The sequence below is a fragment of the Paraglaciecola sp. T6c genome, from assembly GCF_000014225.1.
Lineage (GTDB): Bacteria > Pseudomonadota > Gammaproteobacteria > Enterobacterales > Alteromonadaceae > Paraglaciecola > Paraglaciecola atlantica_A.
The window spans coordinates 1,351,737-1,368,272 of record NC_008228.1; the positions used below are offsets into that span (position 1 = coordinate 1,351,737).

Sequence of the window (16,536 nt, forward strand, 5' to 3'; positions counted from 1 at the left end):
GCGTATTTAATTCACGTATCTACAGACTGTTTTTAGAAAGAAAGTAAAGGTTGAATCCTTATACAACAGGCCCTGTGAGCAAATTTCAATGTTTTTTAAGCGGTAATTTACCCGCACCTTAAGGTGTATAAATTGAGCCATAAGTTTAATCGATAGCGCATCGATATTTGATATTAGCAATAGCATCTTTAGTTCCTTAACATCCACTTAACGTCATTGTAACAATCGTTGCTGAGCGAAGATTAAAATTAAGAACAACGCATGACGTACAGTGAAAAGCATCTTAAAGCACGCAATATGCTTCTCAATTTAATAAATGCTAACAAACGTCATGAGATGCATCGCTTGTGACAGATCACCGATATACGGAGTCTCCACTATGTGTAGAGAAATGTTGGATTCGACTAACCACGGAATATTCTTTAAAGAGGAAAAAATATGAGCGTCCATAAGCAGTTCCGCCTTAAAAATAATATGTTTAGTAGTTTAGTACCAGGAATAGTGCTTCTGTCATGTTTTCCGTCATTCACACATGCCCAGCAAGAAACAAGTGAATTGACCAAGCAAGAAAAGCAAGCAGACGCATCTGATATTGAACAGGTTGTCATAACAGGTTCACGATTGCGTCAAGATGGGTCTATGGCTCCAACTCCCGTCACAGTTCTTTCAAGTGATGAAATTGAAGCTGGTGGCAAAACCAATATCGCAGACTTTATTAATGATTTGCCACAATTACAAAACTCAAGCACGCCCCGTTCTATTGGTTTTACGTCTAGCTCAGGTTTACAAGGCGCAAATTTACTGAATCTACGTAACCTTGGAACAAACCGAACACTGGTTTTACTTGACGGTCGCCGCGTTGTTCCTGGGGTACCTACGGGCTCCGTTGATTTAAGTCTGTTGCCAAGTGCATTGGTTAAACGCGTAGATATCGTAACCGGTGGGGCTTCTGCAGCATATGGGGCTGACGCAGTAGCTGGCGTCGTAAACTTAGTACTTGATACAAAATACACAGGTGTAAAAGCGCATATTCAAGGCGGCAGTTCATCTGAAGGTGATGCAGAGAGTAAGTCCGGCTCAATTGCTGGAGGGACCAGTTTTGCCAACGGTCGAGGTCACGTGGTAGGTAACATTGAATACGCTGAAAACAAGGCCGCTTTTGCGAGTGAACGAGACTGGGCTAAAAGCAAAAGTATTGTCCCGAATCCAAATTACACCCAAGGTGGCGCAGAGCATGAGCGCATTATTGTAGACAGTGGATTGGGCCTAGCAACACCAGGGGGCTTAATCATCAACACTCCTCTGCGTGGTACGCAATTTGACGACAATGGTAACCCTGTTCCCTTCGATTTCGGCGCGCCCACAGGAAACGGGTTTATCGCAGTCAGCCCAGACGCCTATAACCCTATTGCGTTGCAACAACTTATTGCACCGTTAGAGCGATACAGCGGTTTTATGCACGCCACTTACGATCTGACTGAAAACACGACCATTTATGGTGAAGCGTCTTACGGTAAATCCACCGTTCGTCAAGAAACGTTACCGTTATTCCGCTTTGCAAATCAAGTGGTGCAGAATGATAACCCGTATCTTGACGCTGTGACTGCGCAAAGACTAAGCGATGCCGGTGAAAGTACTTTCGTACTCGGCAAATTAGGTGTGAACCTTGGTGTGGCTGAACCGGTTGGTGAAAGGGAAATTCAACGTTACCTTGTGGGAGTTGACGGCGAACTAAGCGGTGATTGGTCGTGGAGCGCTTATTATCAGTATGGGGATGTCGATATTAATGTTCGCGCCCAAAATAACCCAATCGTATCGCGTTTTATTTTGGCTGCTGATGCCGTTACCGATGATGCTGGTAACGTCGTATGCCGATCATCGCTAAGCGATTCAGGCAATGGTTGTTTACCTTACAATGTATTTGGCAATCAACCTGTTGCTGATGATGTAAAGGCCTACCTTACTGGCACTGCCGTGTCTAACCAAAAATTAAAGCAACACGTTTGGTCAGCGAGCATGACGGGTGTTGTTGCAGATCTTTGGGCTGGGCCGCTGACTGCGGCTTTTGGCGCTGATTATCGCAAAGAGTCCGGCTCAGGGGATGCTGATGAGCAATCTATGAACAATGAATTTTTTGTGGGGAATTTCAAACCCTTCTCAGGCAAGGTAAATGTCAAAGAGGGATATTTAGAACTTGGCTTACCGGTTCTGGATGATATGGACTATGGAACAATAGACATCAACTCTGCTATTCGCTGGACCGATTATAGCAATAGTGGCTCAGTTAGAACGTGGAAGGCAGGGGTTATCTACTCTCCTATTGATGAGCTTCGTTTTCGCGTAACACGTTCTAGCGATATTCGTGCGCCAAACATCAACGATTTATTCAGTGGGGGACTCGTTAGAGCCTCAGCAGTGAATGACCCATTCAGAGACGGTGAATCTACCCAGTATTTAGAGCGTTCAGGCGGTAACCCAGATCTTCGCCCCGAAGAAGCTGACACTTTGACTGTGGGAGGTTCATATGCCCCAGATTGGTTGCCAGGTTTTAGCATGTCTGTAGATTATTTCGATATAGATATAAACGATGCGATTGGCGATATTTCATCGCAAAATATTCTCGACAATTGCTTTGAAGGCCAAACAGAATACTGCGCCTATGTCGCGCGCAATAGTGACGGTCTTGTCACCCAGATATCGAAACTACCATTTAACTTTCAAGCCGAGCAAATGACCGGCGTTGACATGGAATTCGCTTACACCATGGAGCTAGGGGAGGGCGAGTTAAAAATGCGCGCTTTCGCTACCCACGTTACCAAGCTTTCTATAGGCGTACCAGGAACGCTCAACTTTGTTAGTCGCAAGGGAGAGGTTGGCAACAATGCTGGTGGAGCTGATTCAGGTGCCCCAGATTGGCGCGGAATTGGCAACATTGGTTATGAAACACATGGCGGAACAAATATTGGCGCCACATTGCGCTTCATTGGTGAAGCTAAAGTAGAGAGCGACTTTGCCAGTAATTACTTGCAGGGCAACGACGTGCCGTCACGCACTTATCTCGATTTGAATATCTCCCAGAAATTCGATTTATCCTCGGGCACCTTAAAGGTATTCGCTGTAGTCGATAACGTATTCGATCGAGACCCTCCGGTGGTTGTTTCGCTTCAAGGTACGTCACCATTAGATCTACCTACCAATGGCGCTTTATACGACACAATTGGACGAACTATACGTATTGGGGCGCGTGTTGAGTTTTGATCTCAATGACCCGCAGGCGCTTGGATTAGCCGGCGCCTTGAGCATTATGGTGCGGGGCGAGCCTACATCAAGCGGCTCTGTCGCTAAGTCTGTTTGTGTTGGATGTTCAAAAAAGTTCGATTCAGCTCACTGTTACACTACGGGTCTATAAACCTGTTTTTTGAGAGAAGAATATGCAAACAAAGCGCGCTGACGTGGAAACGTCAAACAACAAGAGAACTGTGATGAATACACTTTTCGATACGAGTAAATCGTTTGACCTTCAAGGTATACCGATGGGGCTCTTCGTACTGATAGCGATAACGTCAGTGGCGATACTTCAACTTGACGAGTTGAAAACGGTTGGTGTGGTGGGCGCGTTTGCAGTGTTATGGACGATAGGTTTGTTTTTTTATGCACTGGGAGAACGGGTGAAGCTGTTGAAATCGGTATTGGGTGGCGGGCTAGTGGTCGCTTATTTCGGTGCGGCACTAACGGCTAACTCAGGAGCCATTAATACGGGAGATATTAAGTATGTCCAATCTTTCATTATTGAAAACCGTTTTTTGTACTTTGTTCTCGCTGCATTACTTATCAGCAGCATTATCAGTGTCAAGACAGAGGTATTAAAAGCGGCTTTGATGTCTTACGCCCCTATCATTTTAGGTGGGTTGTCGCTTGCTGCCATATTCGGGGTTCTTGCCGGAATGATGGCAGGTGTGCCTACAGAGCGCGTATTGATAATGTACTTTTTACCGATTATGGGAGGTGGAACAGGCGCCGGTGCTATTCCTATGTCTGAAGTGTATGCCGAAGCGACAGGGAACAGCGCCGCAGATTACTTCAATTATGCAATCGGCGTACTGACGCTAGGTAATATCGTCGCGATTATCACAGCATCATCACTCAATATGCTGGGTAATAAGTTAACTTTTCTAAGTGGGAAGGGGCAGTTAGTAAAGGGACAAGAAGATGTTGATGATGAACTCAAGTCGGCACAGCCGACAGACGTAAATACTCATGCAGCGACAGTCTTGGTTGTCAGTTTGTTGCTTGTTGGCGTCGTGCTTTCGGCGACAGTAGGACTGATGCACTTATTTGCTTGGGTCACTGTGATTGCTGTTGTGATGAACCTGACTGGCGTCGTCAGTGACTCGATGAAAACTGCGCTGCTTTTGTTATCACAATGGTGCATTAAAGCTTTTTTGGTCACCATTTTGGCAGCCTTTGGGTTGTCTGCAGACTTTGAGGTGATTGCTCAACTCTTTGACCCCGGAAGTCTTTTTATCATTGTTTCCATCGTTTTGGGCGCCGCAATTGGCGCGGGAGTCGTTGCCCACTTTGTTAAGTGTTATCCGATCGAGGGGGCCCTTGCCGGGGGACTTTGTATGGCAAACGCCGGTGGAGCAGGTGATTTACAGGTCTTAAGTGCTGCACGACGTTTAAGTTTATACCCCTATGCGCAAATATCTTCTCGTATCGGCGGAGCTCTCATGTTGGTTCTTGCCAGCTACTTTTTTAAACTATTCACTTGATTTAATTGGATTTAAAATGAAAGAAATTAAAATACTGTGTCCTTCAGCAGCTTTAGGTTTTGGATGCCCAACTGAATCTTTCGAAGAAGGATTGAGGAGAATGCCCGATGCCATTGGCGTTGATGCAGGCTCAACGGATCCCGGTCCGTATTATCTTGGAACGGGACAAACTATTCTCGGCTGGGGGCCTCAGAGGAAGGATTTAGAAATCTACCTTGAAGCCCAGCAAAGACTTGATATTCCTTTAATAATTGGCTCCGCTGGTGGACCGGGGTGCCTCTCGGTGCTCAATGAGACAATTCGTATTATTGAGGAGATCGCAGAAGAGAATAACTACCACTTTAAATTAGCTAAAATTGAGGCTGATTTCGAAAAGGATTTTCTCAAGAAATGTGTCACCGAAGATAAAATTCAACGCTTTGAAGATAGAACAGAACTAAGCGCCCAAGAGATTGACAAGTCTGAGCACATTGTTGCTCAAATGGGAGTTGAACCTTTGATTGAAGCGTTGAAATTGGGCGCAGACGTTATTATCGCCGGACGAGCTTATGATCCAGCCATTTTCGCTGCTCTGCCAATCTATAAGGGATTTGATCCTGGATTAGCATATCACATGGGGCAAATTTTAGAGTGTGGGGCCATGGCCGCAGAGCCTGCCGCTGGCGCAGATGCCATTTTAGCGACCGTTAGAGATGATTCATTTACCATAGAGCCGCTTAATAAAAACAGAAAAGCGACGGTTAAGTCGGTTGCTGCACATACCTTTTATGAAAACACTAACCCTGTACAGTTGGTGTTTCCTGGCGGCATGATCGATTTATCTGAAACGACATTCGTGCAAGAAACAGATCGTACAGTGCGTATTGCAAAGACTAAATTTATCCCTGCGAAGCAGTATACGTTGAAGTTAGAAGGCGCTAAGAAAGTAGGCCACAGAGCGGTGTTTATTGCGGGCATCAAAGATCCTATTTTCATTAAATCTGTGGATAGCATCATCGAGCAAGCCAAAAATGAAATGGTTAAACAGCTCCCTTATAAGATGGATGAAGACTACCAATTAATATTCCATACCTATGGCAAAAACGCCGTCATGAGGGAACGTGAGCCTAATGTTGACTTTGTAGGTCACGAAATCGGTTTGGTAGGTGAAGCCGTGGCAACGACTCAGGAAATTGCCTATGCCGTGTGTTCCTTTTTTCACAAAATACTCCTTCATTACCCCTATGAAGGGCGAAAACAGATTTCTGGTAACTTAGCGTTTCTGTATTCACCATCGAATTTCAACATGGGGGAAGTGTATGAGTTCAATATATATCATCTCCTCAACGTGGATGAAGGTGTGAGCCAATTCCCTATAACTATCTCAGACCTGTAACGATTAGGAGTTCACTTGCTATGACAAAAACTAAAACACTTGGTCAGTTGGCCAAGTTTCTCAGAAGTAAAAATGCGGGTCCGTTTTATCTTACCCTTGATATTTTTTTCTACGGCAAAGAGGATTACTTGAAAGCGAAAAGCACGGGGCTTATCAATAAGCGTCTTATTTCGCAGCTTTACCGTATCGATGAGGAGGATATTTCCATCATCGAATTTGATCCCGCTGAGGCGATTAAAGTATCTTTTCCCAGGCCTGTTTCTTCAGGCAGTGTAGGAGATTCTGATGTGTATGGTGCACAGCAACATGCGCCATTATTCGATATTGAAATCCCTTGGAATTAATTTGAGTTTGGGTATGTTGATGGAAATGATAGAGGGTGGCCTTGCTTTGCAAGGCGTACACCTGTTGTAAGAGACTCGCGCTAGTTTGTTCATAAAGCTGAAATACAATTTTTCTGACTGTATTTGCAAAGCGCGAAGTACCCCATTGCTTGTCTTTGTAGGCTGTAGCCAAAAGCTATGCTTTACGGTTTGTAATGTTAACTTAGCCATATACAATGACCTTCCTCAAGTCGTTTAGTACAGAGTGTTATGGACTTAAAATATTCACGCACGGGCATAGAATTTAAGCATTTGCGCACGGTAGTTGCGGTTGCGGAAGCGGGCAGTATTACTAAAGCTGCTAAGTTGCTTTATACGGCGCAACCTGCGTTAAGCACGCAGTTACAGCAGCTAGAACACATTTTGGGGGCTGATTTATTTGTCCGAACACCAAAAGGAATGCAGGTCACTGAGGCCGGTGAACAGTTTTTGGTGCATGCAAAATCTATTCTTAAGTATTTTTCACATGCGGTGGCAGAACTCAAATCGAGTTCAAAGCACGTGTCAGGCTCGTTTACCATAGGTTGTGCTAATAGCCTTGCCAACTCCATTGGGGCGAATTTGATGATGAGTTTAAAGCATCGATTTCCCAAGCTAATACCATCCATTCAAGCTTTAGGTGGCACAGCGCTACAGCAGTCTGTCGTGGCAGCTGAGCTCGATTTTTATATTACCAGTTCAGCTATCGAGTTAAGTACAAGCGATCGCACTGTAGTGCATCGTGCTGAGAACTTGAGCCTCGGCTCTTCTTTGGTGGAAGAAATTGCCGTTGAGCGGTTCTTAATCTGCTTGCCAAGTGATGTGGATAGCGCAACAACCTCCGGCGGCCAAGAACAAGTTATTTTGCAAGAGTTGCCGGTTGAAATTCTCGAAACGGCGCCGCTGTGTTTGTTTTCAGAAGATCATGGCATATCAGGCATCATTGATTGGTTAGCACAGAAACACGACCTCAATATTTCCCACTATGGCTACACCAACAATACTGAGATCATGATTGATCTGGTGCTATCTGGGCAGTGTATCGTGGTGCTGCCATCATCTTTCGCTGAGTTGTTTACACGGCGGCCAAGCTTACGCCTGCATCCATTACAGGGTTATCGTATAGAGCGTGATATCGTGCTGTGTTATGCCAATGATTTAGAGGTCTCTGATACGACTAGATTAGTAAAAGAGCTGGTAGGTGAGGTGCTACGTTCTGCATTGGTTCACGATGTTGTGTAGTTGAGTTCACTGAGCGCTAGACTTGGGGTGACTGGTGCAGACTAGTCGATACGCGTAAGCTGTTTTGACAATATTTATTTAGTGGCCACTTCTAATTGTTGGCCTAGCTTGACTGTTAGCGCTTTCAATTGTTCTCGCTCTTGTGTAGATAATCCCTCGAGTAAACGTTCTTCCTGGGCCTTCACCAAAGGAATAATGTGTTGATGCACCTTCGCTCCCTCAGACGTTAGATTAAGCACATTTGTGCGCCGGTCCAAGGAGCCCGGATGTTGTAGCAATAAGCCTGCTCGAATCAGTTTTGCAATAGCACGACTCACTGGCATCTTTTCTAATCGTGTGAACTTGCATATGTCTCGAGCGGATATTTCACCATGAAAGCCAACCGCAGCGAGCACGCGCCAGTCGGTTCTCGTTAAGCCGTGTTTTTCATATATTTTAGCTATAAATTCAGTGACTTGCTGCGCCAATATCGACAGCTGATACGGAAAAAACTGATTTAAATCTAATAATATGTCGTCGTCTTTGGGCATTTAAAAATACAGATTAGTCATGTAGGGACTTCACATTACCACCTGATATGCCACATCTCCACTGCTAAACATCTGCACGTTATGGCTAAATTGGTTGCTGGTTATAGACCAAATTGCTTTGGTGCAAGGGCTGACGATTACTACGTTTCGGCCAACAGCCGCCATGTTATAACAAGTCTATTATTTACCTATTTACACGAACGTGATGCGAAATGTTATGAAAAGGCAACGTTACGTTCATAACATTACCTTTTGCTATTTCGGGCTGCTTTACGGCACAAGTACTCGTTTTTAACAAGACAGCTTTAATATCACACTGATGCTACAAAACCTTAAAGACTTGCCGGCAGCACAGTGCCTTGTACTTCACCAAAGCCGATACGGGCTGCGCCGTCTTTCTGGCAATAGCCACGCATGATTACGCTGTCGCCGTCTTCTAAAAACGTACGCTTTTCCCCATTGCCCAGCTTGAATGCTTCCTTACCGCCCCTAGATAGCTCTAGCATTGAGCCAGCCTGCTCGTGCTCAGGCCCTGACTGTGTACCTGACCCAAGTAGGTCTCCTGCTCTCATGGTGCAGCCGTTTACACTGTGATGAGCAACAAGCTGAGCAATCGTCCAATAAGAGTACTTAAAATTACTATCACTTATCTTGTATGGATCTTCATCGTTGTTACGCATTTTTTCAGTTTGAATCAGGCACTCTAAATGAATGTTTAATCCCCCTCGCATGTCGTTTTCGCTACTGCTTAAGTACGGCAGTGGTTGCGGATCGCTTTCAGGGCGTTCAAATTGGGTTCGGTAGGGGGCTAATGCCTCTATGGTGACAATCCATGGGGAAATGGTAGATGCAAAGTTTTTGGCGAGAAATGGCCCCAGTGGTTGGTACTCCCAGGCTTGAATATCGCGTGCTGACCAGTCGTTGAATAAGCATAAACCGAAAACGTGATCTTCTGCGCACGAGATATCGATTCGCTCGCCCAAGGTGGTGCTTTGGCCGACGAAAATACCCATCTCTACTTCATAATCAAGTCGTTTACAGGGCGCTAATACGGGGGCTTCTGCATCAGGCGCTTTGATTTGGCCAACAGGACGCGGAAACGCTTGCCCTGAAATATCAATGGTGGAAGATCTGCCGTGATAGCCAATCGGTACCCATTTGTAGTTTGGTAGCAAGGGGTTGTCTGGGCGAAAAAGCGAACCAACAGCAGTAGCATGGTGAATTGAAGTATAAAAATCAGTGTAATCACCGATTGTGCAAGGCATTGCATACTCAATATCGCTTTGTAAAATTAAGCAGTCGCGCAACCATTCTTGTTCACGGGCCTCGGTGCGAAGTGCGCGAGACAGCGCTAGGCGCAAAGCGGAGTTCGCTTCTTTACCCATGTCCATTAATTCGTTCAAGCTCGTTTGGGCGGCGGCTTTAGCTGCTTTTAGTGCAAGGCCGGTAAAATTGCTTGCTTGAGCGAGTGCAGCCATATCAATGACGTATTTACCAATAGCGACACCGCCTCGAACGCGTTCGTCGCTATTTTTTCGGCGAAACGTGGCAAAAGGCAAATTCTGAATAGGAAAGTCACCGTCTCGGTTAGCCGAGCTTACCCAGCTGGTCAATTTAATATCATGGGTTTCGTTTAATAAGGTCATAAGAATATATCCATTAGATCAGGTTTAACGACTAAATCAGTATTTTGCGCACTTGCTAGCCAACGTTATTTATCTTCATGAAGCCATGCGGCATGATTGGGTGCGACTTTGGTTTCTGACCATTCATCAACCATTAATTGGGCCACGTTGTTTAACATTTTGTATTGTTCTGGCGTACCCGTATTAGCGGCAAGCTCCATACGATGACCGTTAGGATCAAAGAAGTAAATGGATTTGAAAATTGTATGATCTATCGGCCCTAACACTTCAACACCCTGGCTTTCAATATGCACTTTGGCTGCGAGCAATTCGTCAACACTGGCTACTTTTAGAGCAAGGTGCTGGACCCAAATTGGCGTATTTTCGTCTCGCCCCATGTCAGGTGAGTTAGGGATCTCGAAGAATGCTAAAACATTTTCATTACCGGCATTTAGAAAAATATGCATGTACGGATCGGGCTCTTTCGTAGACGGAACTTCGTTTTCCGCAATGGACAATACCAAGTTCATGCCCAGTATGTCTTTGTACCATTGAGCCGTCTCTTTTGCGTCTATACATCGATAAGCGACATGATGAACTCCTGCTACCTTTACCATATGTATACCTTCCTCTTAGTAAATCATTTGACTTGCTTTGTCATAACACAGAGCTGCTTCTTAACCGATGTGATTAGCTGTTTGCCAACACGCCGCGTTCGAGTTGATCGCGCTCTATGGATTCAAATAATGCTTTGAAATTACCTTCACCAAACCCGTCATCTTGTTTACGTTGAATGAATTCGAAAAAGACTGGGCCAAGGGTAGTTTCTGAGAATATCTGCAATAAGAGCCTAGGATCGCCGTTTTGAGTTGTGCCATCTAACAGAATACCTCTTGATTGCAATTCATCAACAGGCTCACCATGACCAGGTAAGCGTTCAGCTAGCATTTCGTAGTAGGTTTCTGGGGGGGCGGTCATGAATTTAACCCCTGATTTTTTTAACCGATCCCAGCAGCTATATAAATCGTCACACGAAAATGCGATGTGCTGTATGCCTTCGCCATTGTATTGCATCAAAAACTCTTCAATTTGACCTCCGCCTCCGGCAGCTTCCTCATTTAATGGAATACGAATTTTTCCATCTGGTGCGGTCATCGCTTTTGATAATAAACCTGTGTATTCGCCTTTGATGTCGAAATAGCGGATTTCACGAAAATTAAATAGGTCTTGATAGTATCGGGCCCAATGATCCATTCTGCCGCGATAAACATTGTGGGTAAGGTGGTCAAGAGTGTGGAAACCGCACCCTTCTGGGTTTCGGTCTACGCCCTCAAGCCAGTTAAAATCGATGTCATAGATCGTCTGACCTTGCGCATAACGGTCAATTAAATAAAGGGTGGCGCCGCCAATACCTTTTATTGCTGGTAAACGTAGCTCCATTGGTGCAGTGGGAATGTCTACCGCTTGAGCCCCTTTTCTAATCGCTTCAGAATAAGCAAATTGAGCGTTTTTAACGCGAAACGCTAGCCCGCAAGCTGAAGGCCCGTGTTCTTTTGCATAGTGATATGCATGACTGTTCTTTTCATAATTGGTGATCAAGTTAATGTCACCTTGTCTCCAAAGTTCGACACTTTTAGACTTATGCTTAGCGACTAAGGTGAACCCCATAGCTAAAAACGCAGGCTCTAATATGCCTTTTTCCGGTGCGGTAAATTCAACGAACTCGAAACCATCAAGTCCCATCGGATTTTCAAACAGATCTGTCATCTTCACGTCCTCACATTAATTTGGTAACAAATGTTACTATTTCATGTAGGCTATTCCGTTCCATAAACAAAGTCAAAAACGAGGGGGAATTAGATAAATAGGACCTCCTCCCGGTCGGAATAGTGCGACAGGCAAAAAATATTTTTTGTTAACCTATTGTTATTATTATGTTTTGTATGAGGAAGTGAAAACGAGCCTAGTGTGGCTAAAACGCAAATGGGCAACAATCACCCATTTGGCAACCCACAAAACTGATATTTGTAAGTAGTCCTTTACACTGTAAAGGAAGCAGTACGCGTAGTGAGAAGCTCTTGAGTAGCGCTAAATTGTAGATTAACGCTAGCTATGTTTACTTTTTAAATTATAGCCCAAGTTCAGATAAGCTTGGGTGATCATCAGGGCGGCGACCTTGCGGCCAGTGGAATTTACGCTCTGATTCTTTGATGGGTAAGTCGTTGATGCAAGCGAAACGATTTTGCATTAAGCCATTTTCGTCAAACTCCCAGTTCTCATTACCATACGATCGGAACCAGTTGCCACTGTCGTCGTGCCACTCGTAGGCATAACGCACAGCAATACGGTTTTCTGTGTAGGCCCACAATTCTTTAATGAGGCGATATTCTAGTTCTTTATCCCATTTTGCTTTTAAAAAAGCGGCAGCTTCTTCGCGGTTGTTCACAAAGGTGCTGCGATTGCGCCATTTGGTATCGACTGTATACGCCAGTGATACCTTTGCAGGGTTTCGGCTGTTCCAGCCATCTTCAGCTAAACGAACTTTTTCCATGGCGCTTTGCTCATTGAACGGGGGTAACGGTGGGCGTGTACTCATGTTTACATCCTCTTTAGGTCGATTAATATTGCATGATGGAACTATTTAACCAGAACTCAGGTTATTTACTAAAAAACGTTTTTATTGAAACTGAATTTTTTGCTTTATTTACAAGGCCAGCGCGATGGTTTGGCTATCTTTAGCGGGGACAGCACAACAAAGTAATATTTCTGACTCGTCGACGTGGGCACTAGGGTTATTGCGATACGTTACGCTACCACTTAGTAGCTTTGCTGCACATGATCCGCATTGGCCATTGCGACAACTGTATTCTGGCGTTAGCCCGCTACTTTCGGCAACTTCAAGTAGGGACTTGTCACCCCTGTTCCAGCTTTGTTCAATACCAGATTGGGCAAATATTATTAAAGCCGATTCAGCTTCTTGCTCCGCGCGAGCACGGAGATCTACTGTTTGGCGCACTAAAGATGATGGTCCGAACGCTTCAGCATGAATGTCTTTATCTTGTACGCCAAGTTCAATTAATACGTCGTATATGCTTTGCATAAAGCCTTGGGGGCCACAAAGATAAAAGTCTTTGTCGAATAGTGATGTTGCATCGTTGCTATTCGCAGTGCCCATTGTATTGAGTACGCCGAGTAATAAGGTGTGGTTTATCCGCCCTTGAGTTGTGTAGTCTATAGATGGCACTGGTTTAGGCGGCTTGCCAGCGTCAATATCACTTAACACAGAGTAATACTGAATACGCCCAGCACTGCGATTAGCAATATCAGAGAGCTCTTGGTAGAACCCCCGCTGGTGTCTATCTTTAGCCGCTTGAATTACGGCCATCGGGCGAACATAACGACTGCGTAACCCTTCACCAAGGGCATCATTTGCCATAGATAACATAGGGGTTATACCGACGCCAGCCCCTATCAAAACAGCAGAGCGCCGTTGTTTGTTGTCGATAAAAAAGTGTCCGCTCGGCGCTTTTATGTATATTTCACTGCCCACGCGTACGTTGGCATGTAGCGCGCTTGATACCTGGCCATGGCATTCACGCTTGACCGAAATGCGATAATAATTGCCTGTCGGGGCGCTGGATACGGTGTAATTGCGCACGAGCCACTTGTCAGTGTTGGGCTGTTTTATACGCAAGGTGAGATGTTGGCCTGGGGAAGAGGGCAATACAGGTACATTGTCACTTGGGCATAAGTAGAATGAGCGAATTGTACTGCTTTCGTCTTCTATTTTAGTGACGATAAATGGGCGCCACTGGTTACGTTGTGCTTGTGCTTTTATTATCGCTTCTGCTTGTGCCCAAGTGCCAGTTGCTTTTGCGTTAGCAGAGTAGCTTTCAAAGGCTGCCCGAAACGGTAAGGCCGCTTTTAAGGTTATGCCGCGGATTAACGTAAATTGCCAGCCGCGTAGTGCCCCTTGAAAGCCTTCGATCAAAGGGGAGTCACTAGCAAGCAGTGTGACTTCACCGGTCAACATAAAAACATCGCCTGTCGTGAAATCGACGAAGAGTAAGCCTGCTTTGGGGTTGATAACAAAGTTGCCTAAGGTGTTGAAAAAGTTATTCCCTGCATAATCTGGGATCGTCAAGGTATTACCTTGTACTTTTATAAAGCCAGGCATGCCACCACGGTGCGAGACATCAACCCCCATAGTACTGCGCGTAGGTTCTCCATTGCTCACTGTGTGTTGAGGATTTTGCCCTGCCGAACTGGCGACAAAAAACGTATCTGCTTGACCAATAAAAGCTGTTAATGAGGCACTCAGTTCAGTAAATTCCTCAATAACAGGTGCCTGAATAGGGGCATCTGGTGAGCGGACAAATTGAATTTCTCGGGTTTGAATATATTGCGGGCAATTGCCAAAAGATTGCTCAACGTCTAATTCAAGCTGATGATTTGAAACCCCAGTAACGGTGGCATTTACCCGGTTGCGTCGCCGCGTAGGCATTTCCAACCCAAGTAGACCCAAGCGAGCCCCTTGCTTGACGGCGGATGCTAGTGGGTCTCCTGTTAGAATAGGCGTATTTACCGTAAGTTTTGTAGGGAAGGGGGACTGCACGAAGCCTGGCTTTCCAGGCAAAATAGACGCCCAAAGCTGCCCTTCATTTGTCGTACTGCCTAGGATCATAAACGGCAGTTGCTGGAAAAACTGCCTATGCTGCTCTGGCATGTATGCACGGATTGCGCGACGGCCAATGTCGTCCATCTGCTCAAGAGCACCTACACTGGCTTGTAACTGACGCTCACCGTTGTGAAATGGGGTATGAGTGTGGGTAAGTTTCATGAATACTCCAGTACAGGTAATTTAATTTGCTACATTCAAGTGATATGGCTGGATGCACTACCCAGCCAAAAGATAAACAAAAAACGCTAAACGTTAGGCAACAAGACCTGCCTTTGTGGTTGTCATGGGTTTAAACCCATTTAGCGCTTCTACATTTGCTAAAAAGCGACGAACATTTGGGAAATTGGCCAAGGACACATTGCCCTCTGGCGCATGCGCTGTGTAAGTGTAAATAGCGATGTCAGCGATGCTCGGGCTATCACCGACCAAAAATTCTCTGCCCTCTAAATGCGCTTCTAGCTTCCCTAGTACTTTGTTTGCCGTGGCGATAGCAAAATCAGCATCAAGGGGGGCATTAAACACGGTAATTAAGCGGGCATTACATGGGCCAAACGCTATTTCACCTGCGGCTAATGACAAAAACTGTTGTACTTGCGCTTCGAGCACCGCATCGGTAGGTATGTAGTCAGGCGCGTACTTGCGTGCCAAATAAACCAAGATCGCATTTGAATCGCTAATAACGGCTTCGCCATCTTGCACCACAGGAACTTGACCTGCTGGGTTGAGTGTCAAAAAGGCGGCTTGTTTGTGCTCGCCACCGGCTAAGTCCACATTGATCACTTCGTGGGCAATGCCGGCGATATTTGCGAAAAGCTCTACGCGTTGGGCGTGGCCTGATAACGGGAATGAATAAATTTTAATGGGATTGTCCATAAAGATGTCCTCTGGTGATTAATTAAAGCGCTGAACCTAAAGCTGTTCAGTGTCGTCGTGTTGAACAAATAATAGACGCGCTCTTTTCTATGAACAATATGTTGATTTGTAGAATTACTATGTACAATATGTTCTCAATTGAATCGCGAAAATTCAGATATCAAACGGGCGAAGTCGATGGACACACTAGAAGGTATGCGTACTTTTATTGCAGTGGCACGGCAAAAATCGTTTACAAGTGGCGCAAAACAGCTGGGTATTAGCACAAAATTGGCAAGCAAATATATTGGCCAGTTGGAAAAAAAACACGATGCCTTGTTGTTTCATCGTACTACTCGTAGTGTCACATTGACTGAGACCGGGCGGGCTTATTTCGAGCGATGTGTGCCCCTGTTGGAGCAATTTGATGAATTAGAAGATGTGATCCAACATCGTCAATCTGCACTTTCAGGTACTATAAGACTAACGGCACCCACCGCGTTTGGTAGCACTAAGTTGGTGGACGCCCTAGCGCCATTTTTAAAACAACACCCTGATATCAGCGTAGAGCTTAGTTTGTCAGATCAGCGGGTGGCCATTATCGATGAAGGGGTAGACGTGGCAATTCGCTTTGGCGATCTACAGGACTCGACTCTTATTGCCAAAAAGTTGATGAATATGCGCGTTGTGGTATTTGCTTCCCCCGAGTATTTAGCGCAAAAAGGTGCACCAAGTCATCCGAATGCCTTAGCCACTCATCACTGCTTATTGCAAAAGTCACAAGTGGATCCGCTAAATTGGAAATTCAAAGAAAATGGCCTGACGTTTAATGTGAATGTGCATGGGGTGTTTGCGTCAAACTCTCCTCGGGCTGTTACGCAGATGGCGGCGCAGGGGCTGGGCATAGGCATGGGGCCAATTTATGTCACTGAACCTTACGTAAAAGAGGGGAGCTTGCAGATATTGTTTGAGGAATTCGAAGCGAACCAACTGACGTTGAGTGCGGTGTATGCATCAAACCGGCATCTGCCGGCACGCATTAGAGCATTGCTTGATCATTTAGCGAGCATGTTTAGCCAACAGCAGTGCTTTTGATA

13 protein-coding genes are annotated in these 16,536 nt (G+C 45.3%); 6 read left to right on the top strand and 7 right to left on the bottom strand.

What is annotated here, in order from left to right:
* Positions 1–438: 438 nt before the first annotated feature.
* The 5 genes from PATL_RS05705 (at position 439) to PATL_RS05725 (ending at position 7,751) form a co-directional block, all read left to right on the top strand.
* Positions 439–3,258, top strand: coding sequence for a TonB-dependent receptor domain-containing protein (locus tag PATL_RS05705; protein ID WP_011573978.1), 2,820 nt, complete (start codon positions 439–441; stop codon positions 3,256–3,258).
* Between the two features lie 173 nt (positions 3,259–3,431).
* Positions 3,432–4,772 carry a 2-hydroxycarboxylate transporter family protein gene (locus PATL_RS05710; protein WP_041713419.1) on the top strand — a complete coding sequence of 447 codons (1,341 nt, stop codon included), beginning with the start codon at positions 3,432–3,434 and terminating at the stop codon, positions 4,770–4,772.
* Positions 4,773–4,788: 16 nt separating this feature from the next.
* The gene (locus PATL_RS05715) at positions 4,789–6,147 is read left to right on the top strand and encodes an acyclic terpene utilization AtuA family protein (RefSeq protein ID WP_011573980.1); all 1,359 of its coding nucleotides are present in this window, start codon (positions 4,789–4,791) and stop codon (positions 6,145–6,147) included.
* Between the two features lie 20 nt (positions 6,148–6,167).
* A complete protein-coding gene (locus PATL_RS05720; protein ID WP_011573981.1) occupies positions 6,168–6,491 on the top strand; it encodes a DUF4387 domain-containing protein in 324 nt (107 codons plus the stop codon).
* Between the two features lie 249 nt (positions 6,492–6,740).
* Positions 6,741–7,751, top strand: a complete 1,011-nt coding sequence (locus tag PATL_RS05725; RefSeq protein WP_011573982.1) for a LysR family transcriptional regulator — start codon at positions 6,741–6,743, stop codon at positions 7,749–7,751.
* Positions 7,752–7,825: 74 nt separating this feature from the next.
* Here the strand turns inward: PATL_RS05725 and PATL_RS05730 are convergent, their stop codons facing one another.
* The 7 genes from PATL_RS05730 to PATL_RS05760 all read right to left on the bottom strand — a co-directional run bounded on the left by PATL_RS05730 (position 7,826) and on the right by PATL_RS05760 (position 15,460).
* Complete coding sequence (locus PATL_RS05730) at positions 7,826–8,281, bottom strand: MarR family winged helix-turn-helix transcriptional regulator (RefSeq protein WP_011573983.1); 456 nt, start codon at positions 8,279–8,281, stop codon at positions 7,826–7,828.
* 332 nt (positions 8,282–8,613) lie between these two features.
* Positions 8,614–9,927, bottom strand: coding sequence for a fumarylacetoacetase (gene fahA / locus PATL_RS05735; protein ID WP_011573984.1), 1,314 nt, complete (start codon positions 9,925–9,927; stop codon positions 8,614–8,616).
* Between the two features lie 65 nt (positions 9,928–9,992).
* A complete protein-coding gene (locus tag PATL_RS05740) occupies positions 9,993–10,523 on the bottom strand; it encodes a VOC family protein (protein ID WP_011573985.1) in 531 nt (176 codons plus the stop codon).
* A 73-nt stretch (positions 10,524–10,596) separates the two neighbouring features.
* A complete protein-coding gene (gene hppD / locus PATL_RS05745; RefSeq protein WP_011573986.1) occupies positions 10,597–11,673 on the bottom strand; it encodes a 4-hydroxyphenylpyruvate dioxygenase in 1,077 nt (358 codons plus the stop codon).
* 361 nt (positions 11,674–12,034) lie between these two features.
* Complete coding sequence (locus PATL_RS05750; RefSeq protein ID WP_011573987.1) at positions 12,035–12,502, bottom strand: DUF1348 family protein; 468 nt, start codon at positions 12,500–12,502, stop codon at positions 12,035–12,037.
* A 108-nt stretch (positions 12,503–12,610) separates the two neighbouring features.
* Entirely contained in the window at positions 12,611–14,746 is a 2,136-nt protein-coding gene (locus tag PATL_RS05755) for a pyridoxamine 5'-phosphate oxidase family protein (protein ID WP_011573988.1), read from the bottom strand.
* Positions 14,747–14,839: 93 nt separating this feature from the next.
* Positions 14,840–15,460 (bottom strand): glutathione S-transferase family protein, encoded by a 621-nt coding sequence (locus PATL_RS05760; RefSeq protein ID WP_011573989.1) that lies wholly within the window; start codon positions 15,458–15,460, stop codon positions 14,840–14,842.
* Between the two features lie 177 nt (positions 15,461–15,637).
* On the opposite strand from PATL_RS05760, the gene PATL_RS05765 reads away from it, so the two are divergent.
* A complete protein-coding gene (locus PATL_RS05765) occupies positions 15,638–16,534 on the top strand; it encodes a LysR family transcriptional regulator (protein ID WP_011573990.1) in 897 nt (298 codons plus the stop codon).
* Positions 16,535–16,536 lie beyond the last annotated feature (2 nt).

What these genes read in the sequence shown, in the direction of transcription:
- PATL_RS05765 (WP_011573990.1), top strand. Translation starts at nt 15,638, where the DNA reads ATGGACACACTAGAAGGTATGCGTACTTTTATTGCAGTGGCACGGCAA.
- PATL_RS05705 (WP_011573978.1), top strand. Translation starts at nt 439, where the DNA reads ATGAGCGTCCATAAGCAGTTCCGCCTTAAAAATAATATGTTTAGTAGT.
- PATL_RS05730 (WP_011573983.1), bottom strand. Translation starts at nt 8,281, where the DNA reads ATGCCCAAAGACGACGACATATTATTAGATTTAAATCAGTTTTTTCCG.
- fahA (WP_011573984.1), bottom strand. Translation starts at nt 9,927, where the DNA reads ATGACCTTATTAAACGAAACCCATGATATTAAATTGACCAGCTGGGTA.
- PATL_RS05720 (WP_011573981.1), top strand. Translation starts at nt 6,168, where the DNA reads ATGACAAAAACTAAAACACTTGGTCAGTTGGCCAAGTTTCTCAGAAGT.
- PATL_RS05755 (WP_011573988.1), bottom strand. Translation starts at nt 14,746, where the DNA reads ATGAAACTTACCCACACTCATACCCCATTTCACAACGGTGAGCGTCAG.
- PATL_RS05715 (WP_011573980.1), top strand. Translation starts at nt 4,789, where the DNA reads ATGAAAGAAATTAAAATACTGTGTCCTTCAGCAGCTTTAGGTTTTGGA.
- PATL_RS05750 (WP_011573987.1), bottom strand. Translation starts at nt 12,502, where the DNA reads ATGAGTACACGCCCACCGTTACCCCCGTTCAATGAGCAAAGCGCCATG.
- hppD (WP_011573986.1), bottom strand. Translation starts at nt 11,673, where the DNA reads ATGACAGATCTGTTTGAAAATCCGATGGGACTTGATGGTTTCGAGTTC.
- PATL_RS05760 (WP_011573989.1), bottom strand. Translation starts at nt 15,460, where the DNA reads ATGGACAATCCCATTAAAATTTATTCATTCCCGTTATCAGGCCACGCC.
- PATL_RS05710 (WP_041713419.1), top strand. Translation starts at nt 3,432, where the DNA reads ATGCAAACAAAGCGCGCTGACGTGGAAACGTCAAACAACAAGAGAACT.
- PATL_RS05740 (WP_011573985.1), bottom strand. Translation starts at nt 10,523, where the DNA reads ATGGTAAAGGTAGCAGGAGTTCATCATGTCGCTTATCGATGTATAGAC.
- PATL_RS05725 (WP_011573982.1), top strand. Translation starts at nt 6,741, where the DNA reads ATGGACTTAAAATATTCACGCACGGGCATAGAATTTAAGCATTTGCGC.